The organism is Cryobacterium sp. TMT2-17-1 (genome assembly GCF_004402765.1).
In the GTDB taxonomy this organism is placed as follows: Bacteria; Actinomycetota; Actinomycetes; order Actinomycetales; family Microbacteriaceae; genus Cryobacterium; species Cryobacterium sandaracinum.
Genome location: NZ_SOGC01000046.1, coordinates 81,122 through 97,150, shown reverse-complemented (window position 1 = coordinate 97,150; position 16,029 = coordinate 81,122). Strand labels below are relative to the sequence as shown.

Here is a 16,029-nt window from a genome sequence, read left to right as displayed (position 1 = left end):
CACGCTGAGAATGGCGCCCGAACTGCTGGAGCCAATGCAAGGGCGACCGAGAAGACGATGGTCAACAGCAGCGCGAATATGGTCGTCGTGCCGGTGGCCCGTACGATTCAGGCGGCCAGCAGCGTCGGCGGCAGCGTGGCGGTCTCGTGCGCGGCGAGGGATTCAAACCGCGCCGCTCCGGGCGGATCTGCGGGATTCAGCCCGTCGCTCCCCGTGTGTTACGCCAAATGGCGAGTGCTGTGGCGCCGTCAACGACCGCGCCGCAGGATGGGTGGCATGCCCAGACAAATTCGCTTCAACGCTTTTGACATGAACTGCGTCGCGCACCAGTCCTCAGGAATGTGGCGGCATCCGCTTGACCAGTCCTGGCGATACAAGGACCTCTCCTATTGGACCGACCTGGCCAGGCTGCTCGAGCGAGGCACTTTCGATGGCATTTTCATCGCCGATGTGCTCGGAACGTACGACGTCTATGGCGGTTCGAACGAAGCAGCGATCCGGCACGGGGCCCAGGTTCCCGTGAACGACCCGATTCTGCTCGTCTCCGCCATGGCGGCGGTGACCGAGAACCTCGGGTTCGGCGTGACCGCGGGTACAGCGTACGAGCATCCGTACCCGTTCGCACGACGGATGTCGACGCTCGACCATTTGACGAAGGGTCGCGTCGGCTGGAACGTCGTCACCGGTTATCTGCCGAGCGCCGCCCGCAACATGGGGCATGAAGACCAGTTGGAGCATGACGACCGTTACGACGTCGCCGACGAATATCTCGAGGTGCTGTACAAGTTGTGGGAGGGCTCGTGGGAAGACGATGCCGTCATCCGCGACCGGGAGACCGGGGTGTTCACCGATCCGAGCAAGGTGCATGAGATCGGGCATTACGGCAAGAACTTCACCGTGCCGGGGATCCACCTGTCCGAGCCGTCGTTGCAGCGCACGCCGGTGATCTATCAGGCCGGGGCATCGCCGCGCGGTATCGCCTTCGCCGCCGGCAACGCCGAGGCGATCTTCGTGGCCGCTTCGACCAAGTCCGGCCTCACCGCGACTGTGAGCAAGATCCGGGATGCGCTCGAGCAGGCCGGTCGAGACCGGTACTCCGCGAAGATCTACACGCTGCTGACAATCATCACCGACGAGACCAGCGAGAAGGCGCACGCAAAACATCAGGACTACCTCTCCTACGCGAGCGAAGAAGGCGCCCTGGTGTTCATGTCGGGCTGGATGGGCATCGATCTCTCCCGGTATGACCTCGACGAGCCGATCGGCAACGTGAAGAGCAACGCGATCCAGTCGGCGGTGGCAAATTTTCAGGCCGCGAATGATGACGGCTCCGAGTGGACCGTGCGTGACATCGCGAAGCTCGGCGCAATCGGCGGCCTGGGGCCGTTCATCGTCGGCTCACCGGAAGAGGTTGCCGATCACCTACAGGAGTGGGTCGCCGATACCGATGTTGACGGGTTCAACCTCGCCTACGCGATCACACCCGGAACGTTCGAAGACGTGGTCGAGTTCGTGATTCCCGAGCTGCGTCGTCGCGGGGCCTACCCGGAGGAGTACGTCGAGGGCACTCTACGCAACAAGTTGCACGGGCGCGGCGACCGTCTGCCCGAGGAGCACCACGGAGCCGATTATCGACTCGGGGTGAACCAATCCGTTAGGTGACGAGCGGCGACCGCCGCTCGCCCTATGCAATCCCCGACTGCACCAGCAGCCGGGGGAAATCCGTGCGGCGGCGCCCGGCCAGTTAGCACCTGCTCACGCTCGCGCCGCAGCACGACCGGCGGCCGCGCGGTGGCGGCGGCCAGAATGCGGGCAATGGTCTCGGGCCACGGCACTCGGTGAGCGCGGGTACTGCGCCTATGTCCGCACCCGCCGCAACCGGATCGGACCCTTCGCCGTCGACGGATCGACCACGGCCCCGCCCTGCGTGATCTGCAGGTCACCGCGGGCGACCATGCGGCGTGCGGCGCGTCGGGCCGGCTCCATCAGGTCGTTCCAGCCGTCACCGCCGACCACTTTCGCCGCCTCGGACGGGCAGATCGTGGCATCCGTCGCCCGCGCACTGAGCAGTGTCGCGATAGCCTCTTCCAGCTTGAGGTCGGTCGCCGTGACCCCATGTGTGCGGCAAGCGGTCGAGCAGTACTTCACCGACTCCCAGTTGTCGGCCCACTTCATGCGCCACTCGATGCGCCGCCCACACGAGGCGCACGTCTTGTCCGCCCGGTCACGGGCGGGGTCAGAATCGGCGGGCTTTCGTTGACGGTGGGCCATGCCTTCTATCCTGCGGGATGGCGCGGGTCGCCGAGAGCCGCCGAGAGCCGCCGTTTGCGCCGAGCGTCGCCGTTCCAGCGGCGATTCTCGGCAGAATCGGCGACTCTCGGGGCTGCAGGGCGCCGGGCAGGGCGCCGGGCAGGCCGCCAGGCAGGGCGCGCCCGACCCATCGGCGCCGCGGGCGTGACGAATTCGGCCCGCATCCGTCTTATCAGTGACGGATGTCTCAGCCCCCGTGAGCGCCCAGGCCACCCGACACTGCCGGAGGCTAGGATTTTTGCACCTGAACCCGAAGGAAATCCCGTGACGAGCACCGACCGAGCGCGTGTCGAACGATGGCGCGCAGCCGCTGTTCCTGCCCGTAGCCGCAGCATCGAGGTTGATGGGCATCAATTCACCGTGCACTCCCTGAAGAGCACCTCGCCTTCGCCGGACGCGCCGACCTACCTGCTGGTCCACGGCATCGGGGCGTCGCACCGCTACTACCGCCGGGTGCAGAGGAGCCTGGCCGCCATCGGGCATACCCATTCGCTCGATCTGCCCGGATTCGGCGGCACCCGCCGGCCCGTTCGGCCGCTCGCTGTCGAAGAATACGGCGCCCTGCTCGGCCGGCTACTTGATCGACTCGAGGTGCCGCGGGCGGTCCTGGTCGGCCATTCGATGGGCGCCCAATTCGTCACCGAGGTGGCCCGGCAACGCCCCGATGCCGTCTCCCACCTGGTTCTGATCGGCCCTGTCACCGATCCCCGCCGGTCGACAGCCGTGCAACAGGCGCTGGGCCTGACCCGGGATGTGGCCAAGGAGTCGCCGTCGGGCAATCTGATCGTGTTCCGTGACTACCTCGAGTGCGGCCCGCGCTGGTTCTCCACCGAGCTCGTCCCCATGCTCGGCTACCGCACCGACCTGGCCCTTGGCGAGGTGCACTCCCCCATCCTCGTGATCCGAGGCACCAACGACCCCGTCTCGGGCAGCACCTGGTGTGCATCGCTGGCCGCCGCCGCGCCGGACGGGCATGTGTTCGAGGTCGCGGGGCACCGCCACCTGGTGCACCACAGTGCCGCCGTGCAAACCGCCGCCATCATCGAGGGGCACGCCCTGCGGCTTCCGTCGGTCGCGCACCCGGCACAATGATTCGCCGTCTCCTGAACCCCCGTCTGCTGAGTCGCCATCTGCGCGAGGCCTGGTGGTGGCTGCTCGACTATGTCTATGCGGCGACCGGCCAGACCCGTGCGTTCCTCTCCCGCGCCCGGCCCACGGACTTCCGCTCCGGTACCAAAGCCCCGATCGTGATCATCCCCGGGGTGTATGAATCCTGGCAGTTCATGCGACCGTTGATTGAGATACTGCACGGCCACGGGCATCCGGTGCACGTGGTGGCGAAGCTCGGCCGCAACCGGCGTTCTCTGGCGGATGCCGCCGCGACCGTGGCCGCCTACCTCGAGCGGGAGAACCTGAACGGCGTCGTCATCGTGGCGCACAGCAAGGGCGGCCTGATCGGCAAACTGCTCATGACGACGGATGACCCGGGCCGCCGGGTGAGCGGAATGACCGCGATCAGTGCTCCCTTCGGCGGTTCCCGCTATGCGCGCTACTGGGTCGTGCCGAGCATCCGTGCCTTCGCTCCCGCCAACGTGGCCCTGCACGACCTCGGCCTGGACCACCGGGTCAACGACCGCATCACGTCTATCTACGGGGTGTTCGACCCGCATGTCCCCGAGGGCAGTGAACTCGTCGGCGCCCGCAACATCCAGCTCAGGGTCGGCGGGCACTTCCGCATCCTCGGTGACCCGGCGGCCGTGCGTGCCGTGCTCGACGCGGTGACGGATGCCGCGGAGTCGGCAGTCTGACTCCGGGTCGCAGATCGACCTTCGGTCACGCGGGGAAGGTGCTTGCCCTGCTGCACGCGGAGCCTGACCGCTCGGGCTGATGTTCAGGCGCAGGGAGGACTCCGCCCCGACTACTTCGCCGCGACAGTGCGGGCGCGGCGCGTATGGCGCTTCGTCGACGAGCCTCCTCGCCCGTAGACCAGGTACATGGTGAACCCCATGATGATCATGAGCAACACGGTGTAGACGAACGTGATCGACATGGAGTCAAGGTTGTTCTCCCCCTCCGTGCTGGCCTTGATCGCAACACCGAGGGGTTGGTAGAGCGGGTGATACAGGAACACCGCGGCGTCATAGTCGTCGAGCAGGCTGTTGAAGTTGAGTGCCGTGATCGCAGCCGCGGTAGGGAGAACCAGCGGAACCAGAACCGTGCGAAGGGTGAACATCGACCCGGCACCGAGGATGCGGGCGGCATCCTCGAGCGACTCCGGCACCGATGCGAAAGCCGCCTTGAGCAATCGCAGGGTGAACGGGATCTTCACGATCACGTAGGCGATCAACAGGAGACTCGTCGTTCCTGTGAGCACCTGGCCGCCGACCATCGGGTTTGGGCGGTCGAACGTCATGACGAGGGCGAGGGCGATGAGAATCGTCGGCAGGATCCAGGGGATGTGCAGCAGGTACTCCAGCGTGGCGGTCAACAGGTTGCGGTGTTTCTGCAGCAACCGTGAGACGAATAGCATCCCGCCGACCACGATCACCGACGCCAGCGCGCTGTAGACGACGCTGACCACGAAGGGTCGGAGCACTGCGGGTGTGCCGAAGACCGTGGCGTAGTTGTCGAGCGTGAACGAATCCCAGCTGATGCTTCCCGTGACGATGGCACTCGAGTGCACGAAGGAAAACAGCACGATCAGCAGCACCGGCGTCGCGTAGACGACGAAGAGAGCGTAGGCGGCAACGTGCACGGCAGCGTTCGCCACTGGGTTCGGGATTCTCTGCTTCTGCAGCGGGGTCGCCACCTTCGCCACCGAGAAGTACACCCCCGACTTTTCGACCCGGTTCATCATTGCCAGCAGCACGATGGTCGCCAGGCCGAGGATCACGGCGAGCAGCGCGGCGAGGTCACGCGACCCGGTGCTCTTGGAGAAGGTGAGGATCATCGGGGCGATCGTTTGGAAATCGGTGCCGCCCAACACGAGCGGCGCTGTCAGTGCGCCGAGACCGGTCAGGAACGTGAGAACTGTCACGGCGAAGATCATCGGGCGCAGGGCGGGCAACACGATTCGCCAGAGGATGCCCATGGTCGACGCGCCCATATTGCGTGCCGCCTCGATGGTCTGGTAGTCGATCTTCGCCAGCGACGATCCCAGGAAAAGCATATGGTTCGTCGTCGTGGCCAGCGTCATCACGACGACGACCGCGAAGTAGCCGGAGAACCAGTTCGGGTCGATCTCAGGAAACCAGTTGCGCACGGCGTTGGTGACGAATCCGTAGCGGCCGTAGATGAAGTTGTAGCCGGCGGCGAGCACGATGCCCCCGTAGATGAGGGTGGTGGCGTAGCCGAGCCACAGCATCCGTGCGCCCCGGATCTTGAAATAGTCGGTGACGAGAACGATGAAGATGCCGACGACATTCACCGTGACGGCCAGCGTGGCGGCCAGCGCGAAGCTGTGCCAGAGGCTGTTCATCGCGCGTTCGGAGCTGACCAGTTTCTCCACGGCCCGAAAGCTGAACTGGCCCTCCGGAAAGAAGGTTCTGATGAGCAGGTTGGCGTTCGGGAAGACCAAAAACGTTGCCACGAACCACAGCGTCACCAGGGTGATGATGACGACGAACGGGGATCGGAACATTGAAGCCCACGACGAAGTGCGCACGGATGCCCCCCTCTAGTACTGCAGGATCGACGACGGGTCGATATACAACTGCGCCGCAGAACCCGGTTCCAGCGCAGATCCGCCGCCCTCGGGCACCAGTGCACGAATACTGCTGCCATGACTGTCGATTGTGTAGGTGCTGTGCGAGCCGTGGTAGGAACGGCCGGCGACGACGCCGTCGAGCCGGATCGCATCCGTGTTGCCCGGGGGCGCCTGCAACGACACCTTCTCCAGGCGCAGGTACGACGTTTTTGCCGGTGCAAGACCGGTGCCGCCGCGCTGGCGCAGCTGGTGCACGACGTCGCCCGAGAGCTTGTTCATCGCACCGACGAAGGTGCACACGAACTCGGTGCCGGAGCGGTTGTAGATCTCCTCCGGGGTGCCTACCTGCTCGACCACGCCGTGGTTGAACACGGCGATCCGGTCGCTCATGGTGAGTGCTTCTTCCTGGTCGTGCGTGACGTACACCGTGGTGATGCCGAGTTCCCGCTGCAGGTTTTTCAGCTGTTCGCGCAGCTGCACGCGCAGCTTGGCGTCGAGATTGGAGAGGGGCTCGTCGAGCAGCAGGATGCGCGGCTTGAGCACGAGAGCCCGGGCGATGGCGACCCGCTGCTGCTGGCCACCGGAGAGTTCGGACACGTTCTTCGCGAGCTGCTCCTCGATGAGCTCGACCTGCGCGGCGATCTCGTCGACGAGCAGCGCCGTTTCGGCCTTCCTGGTCTTTCGCACCCGCAGGCCGAACGCGATGTTCTCCCACACGCTCATGCTGGGGAACAGCGCGTAGTTCTGGAAGACCATGCCTACGCTGCGTTTTTCGCTCGGCAGCCGGGTGGCCACCTTCCCGTCGATGTAGATTTCACCCCGGGACGGTTCGATGAACCCCGCGAGCGTGCGCAGGGCCGTCGTCTTGCCGCACCCGGAGGGCCCGAGCAGGGTGAAGAACTCACCCTGCTCGATCTCGAGGGTCAGGTCGGGGATGGCGATCTTCTCGCCGAAGCTCACTTCGACATTCTCGAATCTGATCATGACTGTTCGTGCCCGGGCCGAGACTTAGGGCAGGTACTCGAGCTCGGTCTTCTCGACCCACTCGGAAATACGTTCGCGGGTCAGCGACCAGTCGATGTCCTGCTTGGGGAGGGACTCGATCAATTCGACGACCGCGGGAAGCGCCTCTGCGCGAGCCTTCTCATTCACCGGGTAGGACGCGAATTCGGCGGCGAACTCGCCCTGCACCTCGGCGCCGCCGAACCAGTCGATGAACTTCTCGGCCTGCTCCTGGCGCGGCGTGCCGTTGATGACCGCGATCTGTTCGGTGACGTAGGGGACACCGTCTTCCGGGCTGATCACGCCGGTCTTGGTGGCGTATTCGGCGTCGCGGCTGGTGATTCCGCTGCTCGGAAGCACGCCGTAGTCGACCTCGTCGCGGGTCAGGCGCGCATACAGGTCGGTGCCCTCGACGGCTGGCGAACCGTGCTCGTAGTAGTCCTGCACCTGCTTCCAGCCGGCATCCGAGATGCCCAGGTCACCCTTCTCGTCGGCATAGGGCGCGAGCAAGCCGGCGAGCACCAATTGCGGGGTGGCCTGGCCGAGGCTGGTGTTCACTTCGTATCGGCCGTCGTATTCGGCGTCGTCCCACAGGTCGCTGACCTGTTTCGGGGCGTCTGCGCTCTTCACGGTGTTGGTGTCGTAGACGGTGACGATGGCCTGTTCGACCAGGGGCCAGAACGCCCCGTCCTTGGCGTCGCCGGCTTTCTTGTCGACATCCCCGGACCACTCCGGCGTGTAGGCGGCAACGGCATCCTCTGCCTTCAGCGTTTCGAAGAACATATTGTTCAGGCCGAAGACAACATCGCCCACCGGGTTATTCTTCTCGGCGACGATGCGGTTGGCGAGGTCGGCCCCGCCCAGCCCCACGATCTCGATCTTCATCCCGGCCTCGGCCGCCTTCGCCGTCACCCATTCCCCACGCCCATCCGAATTGGAGTTCGTGTAGACGATGAGGGTTCCGGAGGATTCCCCCGACGACGACGCCTCGCCTGCCGTGCTGCTGCATGACGTCAACGCGACGGTGCTGAGAAGCACGGTCGCAAGGGTGGCCGCGGTGAGGGTGCGCTTGTGCAAGAGTCAGTCCTTTTCTGGGCCGCGAGAGGGCAGATGGCCACTCACCGGCCGAATCAAGTTTTAGCAACGGTTCGTTCACACTAAGGCGCAGCAAATCCAGCTCCAGGCCATCTGAACGAAAGTTCGTCTGGCGTTAACTGGCTGTACTGACGCCGTTGGAAGCGATGCCGCAGTTGATGTCTTGCGCACGCAGCTGATGCAGAAATACCCGGGTTTTACTCGGCGCTCGCTCCCCCAAGAGCGCACACGATGGGCGCAGGTCGGCGGTTGGCCATTCAATGGGCTGAAGCTCCGGCGACGCTGGGGGTGAGCGTTGGCGCGATAGAGCGTTCGGCGGGCGCGGGCCGTCACTCCCTGCTCAGAGCGCACGGTTCACGGTGCACATTGCTCACGCCGCCGGAGCGAACCCCGCCGACACGTCGATCAACACCTTCCCGACAACGCCGCTCTCGACCAGGGCATGGGCATCCGCCGTGTGCGCGAGGTCCGTGCGGTGCAAAGGTAACCCTGCCTCCTCCCCCACGCTCAGTGCGCCGTCGACGAGGGCGGCGGTGATGTCCTCGGCCGCCGCCCGAATCACGTCGGCGCCCACCGTGTAGAGCAGCACGAACTGGTAGCGCACGTTGAGGCTGAAGTGCTGGCGCACGTCGAGCGTCACCTGGTCGCCGCCGTTGTTGGCATAGACCGCGATCGACCCCCGATTACGGATGACGGCCAGGTCCAGCCTCGCGTTCTGGGCCGGTGCGACCTCCACGATCAGGTCCACCCCTCCGGTGCGATCGCCCGGATCTGGGCCATGACGTCCGGGTCGGTGTAGGTGAGCACGTGCTGCGCGCCGGCGGCTGTGGCGAGCGCCGCTTTCGCCGGTCCGCTCACGGTCGTGACAACGGATGCCCCCGCCCATCGGGCCAGCTGGATCGCCGCGTGCCCGACCGCACCTGCTCCGCCGGCCACGAGCACCACCTTGCCGGCCAGGGCGCCCGGGTGCAGCCGCCGCGGTCCGTCTTCGGCCACCGTCAGCGCCCGGTACGCCGTGATCGCCGGCACTCCGAGGCTCGCGCCCTGGTCGAAGCTGGCATTTTCCGGCAGCAGGAAGACCCGCTCCGCCGGAAGCACGGCGTACTCCTGGGCCGTGCCGCTGTTCGCGCGCTGGTACGCGGCGAGCGCCAGCCACACCCGGTCGCCCACGCCGACGTGCTGCACGCCGGCGCCAACCGCCTCAACGATGCCGGCGCCGTCCTGCCCGGGCACGACGTCGTCAAACGCCAGCTCTTGGCCCGGTGCCGAGCCGCGGCGCGACTTCCAGTCGGTGGGATTCACGCCGCTGACCACGATCCGGACCCGTACCTCGTCGGCTCCGGGTTCGGTCACCGGCCGATCGACGAGCTGAAGCACGGACGGGTCACCGGTCTGGCTGTACACAATTGACTTCATGTCAGGGGTAACGCGGGTGGGAGTGGAAAGGTTCTCGCCTTGCTCTCTTCTCGGGCTTCGGCCCTACGACGCGCACCAGTGCGGCATCACCGATCGCGCAGGCATACCGAAAATCGCACGAAACCGCCTTCCTCACCGCGACTCCGCAGCCGCCCCGCGCCCAAGCTCGGAGCATGTCCACCCCCTTAGACGACCCCAATTTCCGAAGCGCATTCGGCGCAGCCGGCATGGTCCACCGGCCAAGCATGGCCAATGACCTTCTTCAGGAGATGGCACCGCTCTTAGCGGAAGATGGCATAGATATCAATGATCCGTCGAGTTTCGACATCGCTGCCTTGAACGCGGCACTCGCACGCGCGGTTGAGCGAGCACACCTGGAACGATTCACGCCGATCGGCGTGACCAGGTCGAATACGTTGACCGTGCTCCCAGCCGGTACAGGTGTCAGAACCCAGCCCCGAAGCACTCCGAACAGGAACAGAGGGCGACCCCGCACCGCGGGGCCGCCCTCTGGCGAAACGTCGAGCCGGTGAACCTAAACGGCCTCGGCCGCCGCTTCCTTTTCCGCCTTGCGACGAGCCTTCTCGGCGTCGAGAACGGCCTTCTCGGCCGCCTTCTCTTCGGCGATCCAGACGTCACGCTTGGCCCCGGGCACCCAGCCCTTGTCCACAACGTGGATCTGGTAGACGATCGCGACGCTGACGAGCACCACGGCGATGAGGATCGCAAGGACGACCCCGAGTCCGCCGCCCACACCGACGCTGACACCCACGAGGGTGCCGAACCAACCGAAGTCGGCGTCGCCGAAGGTGCTGTTGGCGAAGCCGAAGTCGCCGAGGACCAGCAGCAGGATGGCGGGCAGGATGGTGATGATCACGCCGTTGACGAAGCCACCGAGCATGGCACCGAGGCGTCCGCCGGTCGCGTTGCCGTAGACACCGGCTCCACCACCGGTGAAGAAGTGCGGCACCATGCCGGGGAGGATCAGTGCGAGCCCGAACATCGGGTTCAGCCAGATTGCCAGCACACCTAGCGCAAGGAGGCCACCGGCGAACGAGCTCAGGAAGCCGATGAGCACTGCGTTGGCGCCGAACGGGAACACGATCGGGATGTCTAGCGCGGGACGCGCACCGGGCACAACCTTCTCGGCGATACCCTGGAACGCGGGAACCAGCTCGCCGAGCACCGTGCGCACACCGTAGAGGATGACTGCGACACCCACACCGAACTGCAGGGCCTGGGCAAAGGCCGCCATGATGAACGCGCCGGCGTCGGCGGAGCCGAAGATGTCGAGCGCCTCCTGCAGCGGCAGGGCGATGAGGCCCCAGATGGCGAAGACCATGTAGATGAGAACCATCGACAGTGAGGTGGCGACCATCGAGTCGCGCAGGAATTTGAGGCCCTGCGGGAACTTGATCTCTTCGGTCGACTTGCTGCGGTGACCGACGGCCTGGCCGGCGGCACCGGCAGCGATGTAGCCGAGGGTGCCGAAGTGGCCGATCGCGATGGTGTCGTTGCCGGTGATCTTCTTGGTCCAGGGGTGCGCGAACGCGGGCATGACCACCATGATCACGCCGAGCAGCAGAGCGCCGATGACGACCACGAGCCAGCCGGCGCCGTCTCCGAATCCGACGGAGAGCACCACGGTGAGCATCGTGGCCATGAAGACCATGTGGTGCCCGGTGAGGAAGACGTACTTCAGCGGGGTGAAGCGGGCCAGGGCCAGCATCACCAGGAACCCGAGGGTGAGCACGTAGGCGCTCTGGGCGCCGAACTCGTCCTGCGCGATGGCGGTGATGACCTCGTTGGTGGGAATAACACCCTGGGCGCCGGTGACCGCGAGGATCAGTTTGCCCAGCGGGTCGAGGGAGCCCACCACGACGCCGGCGCCGGCACCGAGGATCAGGAAGCCGAGGGCCGCTTTGAGGGAGCCGCCGATCACCTGTCCGGCGTTGCGCTTGAGTGCCATAAGTCCGATGGCGGTGATTATGCCGATCAGGTAAGCCGGAACGTTGAGGATCTGTTGACCGATGAAGTTCAGTACGACGACGAGCCACTCCATTGTGGGAGCTCCATATTCTGTGAGAAGGGAAGGTGAAAGGGGTTACTCGACGGCGGCGGTGAGCTTCTCAGTGATCTCCTCGAGATCGAAGAAGTTGTTGATGACGATGACCTCGGCGGGAACATCGCCGAGTTCTTCGGCCAGCTCCGCCGAGGTGAGCACGATCTCGGCCGTCTGAGCGGCACCGCGAGCCACGCCCATATCGGCGGCCTCGACATCCGCATCGATACCAAGCTTCGCGAGAACCTTCTCGGCGTTCATTTTCAGGAGCACGGACGTACCGATGCCCATTCCACAGACGGCGACGATCTTCATGGGGTGCCTTTCGATTGGGTGAGATCAGAGAGTAGAAGAGTGGGGTGGATGCGTGTGCCGCGCGTTACGCGACTGCGGCGAACCCGCCGAGCACGGCGCGAACGTCGGCCGGACTGGTGGCCGCGGTGAGGCGCTCCATGGCCGAGCTGTCGGAGAGAACACCGGCCAGTGCGCGCATCACGGCGAGGTGAGCGTCGTGGTCGACGGCGGCGAGCCCGATCACGAGGTTGACGGGGTCGTTGGCCTTGTTGCCGAATTTGACGGGGGTGGCCAGGCTCACCCAGCTGAGTCCGCCGGTGAGAACCGCCGGAGACGGCCGGGAGTGCGCCAGGGCGATGCCCGGGGCGATGACGATGTAGGGGCCGTGCTTTTCGACAGCGTCGATCATCTCGTCGGTGTAAGCATCCGTGGTTGCTCCACCCAACACGAGGCCGTCGCCGGCGAGACGGATCGCGGCACGCCAGTCGGCTGCATCCGCCTGGGTCACGATGGACGACAGTGCTTCGGCGAGGTTGAGTGCCACGAATGAACTCCGTTGTTTGGATTCGATCCACCCCTGATTGCGAGGGCGATTGGGATGATTGTACAAGCCTGAGCGACCTTTTGTCTATAAATGTACTAAAGTTTTTGAAATTGACTCTCTAGCGTCGCCAAATGGCGTCGTAGGCAACGAATGGCGGGCGCGGCCAGTGTGGGAACTGCCGAGGCTCCAGCGCGAGTTAGATCGACGGAACGAGCGGGGAGAGACCGGGCAGGGCGCCACGGGTTAACCGGCTGATGCGGTCGGCCTCGAAGAGTGCGTCCTGGGCGATGAGCGAGGCTCCCGTGATGCCGGCGATGTGGCCGAGCCGGGATTTCTCCACCACCAGCCCCTGCAGGGCGAAGTCCCGGGCGCCGGCGAAGATAGCGTCGCGGATGGCGCCGAGGAAGGGCTCGCCGGCCTGGGCGAGGTTGCCGCCGACCACCACGGCCTGCGGGTTGAGCAGACCCACCACGTGCGCCAGGCTCTGCCCGATGGCGGTGCCGGTCTCGCTGAGCAGCCGCCGCACCTCGGGGTCGCCCTGGTTGGCGAGGCCGACGATGTCGTTGCTGGTGCGCACCCGGTAGCCCCGGCGCTGCAGCTCGCGGCGGATCACCGCACCGCTGGCGCTCGTCTCGAGCCGTTCGGTGCGGGCTCCGCCGGAGCGCACCGGGCTGAGATCGCCCGCGCCTCCTCGGGAGCCGTGGTAGATCGAGCCGTCGAGCACAAACGCCAAACCGACCCCGATGCCGGCTTTGAGCACCGCCACGTCTCGGTATTCGCTCCAGCCTCGCCGCGCCTCGGCGAGCGCCATGATGTTCACGTCCCGGTCCACGGCGAATACGGCATTGTCAAAGCGGCCGGCGAAGTAGTCCTTCACCAAAACGCCGTCCCACTGCGCGTCCACCTGCCCGGTGGCGAGCCGCCCGGTCACAAAATCGACCGGGCCGGGCACGCCCACGCCGATCCCCACCACGTCGGCGCGGGTCTTGCCGAGCCGATCGAGCATGTGGTCGAAGACCTGGCCGGCCCATTCGAAGATCTTGGCCGGCCCCTCGCTCAGCCCGATGTCGGCTTCATCCTCGCTGAGAATGGTGGAGACCAGGTCGGTGATGGCCAGCCGGGTGTGCGATCCACCAATGTCCACGGCGAACAGCAGGCCGGCGTGCGGATTGACCGCGAACTCCTCGGGCGGGCGGCCGCCGCGGGAATCGAGTTGCCCCACACTCACCACGATCGACGCGAGCAGCAGTTCGTCCAGGCGCCGCGCCAGGGTGATCCGCGACCAGCCGAGCTGGTCGATGAGGCCGCTGCGGGTGGTGGCGAGGCCGGACCGGATCAGACCGAGCACCACGCCCGAGCCCGTAGATAAAGTGTGAGCCATCGAATCCTTACCCCTCCGACGCATCCGCGGGTGCACTGCACACTCGCCGGATCCGTTATTGACTTAAGTACATTTGTATACCAAAGTGTCTCCCATGGCTACCGAATCAACAAATCCCACGTCAACGACGACGCAGCCCGAGCTCGACACCCGCGCTGTCGCGAGTGCCCAAGCCCTGGCCGCCCACATCGTGCAGGCCAAAGGACATGGACACGGCGGCACCGCCATGGCATTGGCGCCATTGTCCCACGTCTTGTTCTCCCGAGTTCTGCGTCACTCCCCCGCCCACCCCGACTGGCCCGCCCGCGACCGCTTCGTTCTTTCCGCCGGTCACGCCAGCCTTCTGCTCTATACCCAGCTGTTCTTCACCGGCTACGGCCTCACCCTCGACGACCTCGCCAAGAGCCGCTCCCTCGGCTCCAAGACGCCCGGACACCCCGAGGTGCATCACACCGTGGGCGTGGAGATGAGCACCGGCCCGCTCGGCCAGGGCGTCGCATCCGCGGTGGGCATGGCCATGGCAGCCCGGCACGAGAGCGCCGTGTTCACCCCCGGCTCCACCCTGCTCGACCACACCACCTGGGTGCTGGCCGGCGACGGATGCCTGCAGGAGGGCGTCTCCGGCGAGGCGTCGAGCCTGGCCGGCACCCTCGGCCTCGACAACCTGGTTCTCATTTGGGACGACAACGGCATCACCATCGACTCCAGCACCGCCGACACCTTCACGGAAGACGTGCGCGCCCGGTACCGGGCCTACGGATGGCGCGTGCTCGAGATCGACACCCCCAACAACCTTGATGCCCTGGAGGCCACCCTCCGCGCGGCGGCGGAACGCACCGGCCGCCCCACCCTGGTTGCTCTCCGCACGGTCATCGGTGCCCCCTCCGCAAAGTTCGGCGGCAGGTCGGCCGCGCACGCGGGTGGGTTCGGCGCCGACGAGCTCGCCGCGGTGAAGACGACACTGGGCTTCGCCCCCGATGCTCCCCTGCAGGGCCTCGTCGCCCCCGAGACCCTCGAACACACCCGCGGGGCGCTCACCCGCGGCGATGAACTGCACCGCGAATGGGAGGCCGACCTGGCCTCCTGGAGCACCCTCGACCCCGAGGCCGCAGCGCGCTGGATTGCCTTCCGCGGCGGCGAGTTCGACGCGTCTGCTCTCGACTCGGTCAAGGTCGGCAGCCCCGGCGACCTGATCGCCACCCGCAAGACCAACGGCGCCGTGCTCCGCGCCCTGCAGGGCGCAGTTCCCCTGTGGGGCGGCTCCGCAGATCTCGCCGGCTCCACCACCGTAGAGGTCGACGGCGACCGTTTCTCCGCAACCAACTCGGCCGGCGAGTTCATCCGGTTCGGCATCCGGGAACACGCCATGGCGGCCATCCTCAATGGCATCGCCCTGCAGGGCCCGTGGCGCCCGTTCGCCTCCACCTACCTGGTCTTCAGCGACTACATGCGCCCGAGCATCCGTCTCGGCGCCCTGATGGGCCTCGGCGCGGTGTACGTCTTCACCCACGACTCCGTCGCCGTCGGCGAAGACGGCCCCACCCACCAGCCCGTCGAGCAGATCGCGTCGCTTCGCACCGTTCCGAGCCTCGACGTGGTGCGCCCCGCCGACTCCATTGAGGTCGTCGCCGCCTGGCGTCGCATCCTCGCCTCCCCCGACCGGCCTGTCGCGCTCATCCTCAGCCGGCAGGATCTGCCGGTGCTCGAGAGCAGCGACACAACTCCTGCAGGCGTCACGGCCGGCGGCTATGTGCGCTGGCAACACGGCGACGGTGACGACCTGGCCATCCTCGCCACCGGCAGCGAGGTCCACCTCGCGATCGATGCCGCCGCCCGCTTGGCAGAGGAGGGCATCTCCGCCCGCGTGGTCTCCCTGCCCTGTGCCGAGTGGTTCGCGGAGCAGAACGCCGACTACCGCGAATCGGTGTTACCGACCGCCCTGCGCGCCCGCGTCGCCGTCGAGGCGGGCCGCGGCGACGCCTGGTACCGCTGGGTCGGCCTCGACGGGTGCGTGGTGTCGATCGAGGAATTCGGCGAGTCGGGCAGCGGCCCCGAGGTGCTGCGTCGCCGCGGCATCCACCTCGACGCGGTCATCGCCGCCGCGCACGTCACCCTCGGCGCGCACCCCGGCACGCCGCAAGGCACCTCCAAACCCCTCACCAACGAAGAACGCACCTCATGATCACTCTCGCCCCGACGCCACAAGCGTCGCCCGCCAG

General features: G+C 66.3%; 12 protein-coding genes and 1 pseudogene. 4 read left to right on the top strand and 9 right to left on the bottom strand.

The window, feature by feature from the left end; genetic code table 11:
- Positions 1 to 276: 276 nt before the first annotated feature.
- Positions 277 to 1,662, top strand: a complete 1,386-nt coding sequence (locus E3O47_RS13685; RefSeq protein WP_104099292.1) for an LLM class flavin-dependent oxidoreductase — start codon at positions 277 to 279, stop codon at positions 1,660 to 1,662.
- A gap of 195 nt (positions 1,663 to 1,857) precedes the next feature.
- On the opposite strand, the gene E3O47_RS13680 is transcribed toward E3O47_RS13685, so the two are convergent.
- On the bottom strand, positions 1,858 to 2,271 hold the full coding sequence (locus tag E3O47_RS13680; RefSeq protein ID WP_134415734.1) for a DUF2256 and DUF3253 domain-containing protein: 414 nt from the start codon (positions 2,269 to 2,271) through the stop codon (positions 1,858 to 1,860).
- A gap of 303 nt (positions 2,272 to 2,574) precedes the next feature.
- On the opposite strand from E3O47_RS13680, the gene E3O47_RS16080 reads away from it, so the two are divergent.
- Together E3O47_RS16080 and E3O47_RS13670 are read left to right on the top strand one after the other, a co-directional pair.
- A complete protein-coding gene (locus tag E3O47_RS16080; protein ID WP_166784784.1) occupies positions 2,575 to 3,402 on the top strand; it encodes an alpha/beta hydrolase in 828 nt (275 codons plus the stop codon).
- Positions 3,399 to 4,118: an alpha/beta hydrolase gene (locus tag E3O47_RS13670; RefSeq protein WP_174722153.1), complete on the top strand. Its 720-nt coding sequence runs from the start codon at positions 3,399 to 3,401 to the stop codon at positions 4,116 to 4,118. The genes E3O47_RS16080 and E3O47_RS13670 overlap by 4 nt, the downstream gene beginning before the upstream one ends.
- Positions 4,119 to 4,228: 110 nt before the next feature.
- Here the strand turns inward: E3O47_RS13670 and E3O47_RS13665 are convergent, their stop codons facing one another.
- From E3O47_RS13665 to E3O47_RS13630, 8 genes and pseudogenes are all read right to left on the bottom strand, one after another.
- Positions 4,229 to 5,950, bottom strand: coding sequence for an iron ABC transporter permease (locus E3O47_RS13665; protein WP_166784783.1), 1,722 nt, complete (start codon positions 5,948 to 5,950; stop codon positions 4,229 to 4,231).
- A gap of 36 nt (positions 5,951 to 5,986) precedes the next feature.
- Positions 5,987 to 7,000, bottom strand: a complete 1,014-nt coding sequence (locus E3O47_RS13660) for an ABC transporter ATP-binding protein (RefSeq protein ID WP_134415728.1) — start codon at positions 6,998 to 7,000, stop codon at positions 5,987 to 5,989.
- Between the two features lie 24 nt (positions 7,001 to 7,024).
- On the bottom strand, positions 7,025 to 8,095 hold the full coding sequence (locus E3O47_RS13655) for an extracellular solute-binding protein (protein WP_134342823.1): 1,071 nt from the start codon (positions 8,093 to 8,095) through the stop codon (positions 7,025 to 7,027).
- Positions 8,096 to 8,483: 388 nt separating this feature from the next.
- Positions 8,484 to 9,529 (bottom strand): annotated as a pseudogene (locus tag E3O47_RS13650) (NADPH:quinone reductase).
- A 535-nt stretch (positions 9,530 to 10,064) separates the two neighbouring features.
- On the bottom strand, positions 10,065 to 11,591 hold the full coding sequence (locus tag E3O47_RS13645) for a PTS ascorbate transporter subunit IIC (protein WP_134415724.1): 1,527 nt from the start codon (positions 11,589 to 11,591) through the stop codon (positions 10,065 to 10,067).
- A gap of 42 nt (positions 11,592 to 11,633) precedes the next feature.
- Complete coding sequence (locus E3O47_RS13640; protein ID WP_134342816.1) at positions 11,634 to 11,906, bottom strand: PTS sugar transporter subunit IIB; 273 nt, start codon at positions 11,904 to 11,906, stop codon at positions 11,634 to 11,636.
- A gap of 64 nt (positions 11,907 to 11,970) precedes the next feature.
- The gene (locus E3O47_RS13635) at positions 11,971 to 12,429 is read right to left on the bottom strand and encodes a PTS sugar transporter subunit IIA (protein ID WP_134401085.1); all 459 of its coding nucleotides are present in this window, start codon (positions 12,427 to 12,429) and stop codon (positions 11,971 to 11,973) included.
- Between the two features lie 196 nt (positions 12,430 to 12,625).
- The gene (locus tag E3O47_RS13630; protein WP_134342814.1) at positions 12,626 to 13,810 is read right to left on the bottom strand and encodes an ROK family protein; all 1,185 of its coding nucleotides are present in this window, start codon (positions 13,808 to 13,810) and stop codon (positions 12,626 to 12,628) included.
- Between the two features lie 94 nt (positions 13,811 to 13,904).
- On the opposite strand from E3O47_RS13630, the gene tkt reads away from it, so the two are divergent.
- Positions 13,905 to 15,992, top strand: a complete 2,088-nt coding sequence (gene tkt / locus E3O47_RS13625) for a transketolase (RefSeq protein WP_134420896.1) — start codon at positions 13,905 to 13,907, stop codon at positions 15,990 to 15,992.
- Positions 15,993 to 16,029: the final 37 nt, after the last annotated feature.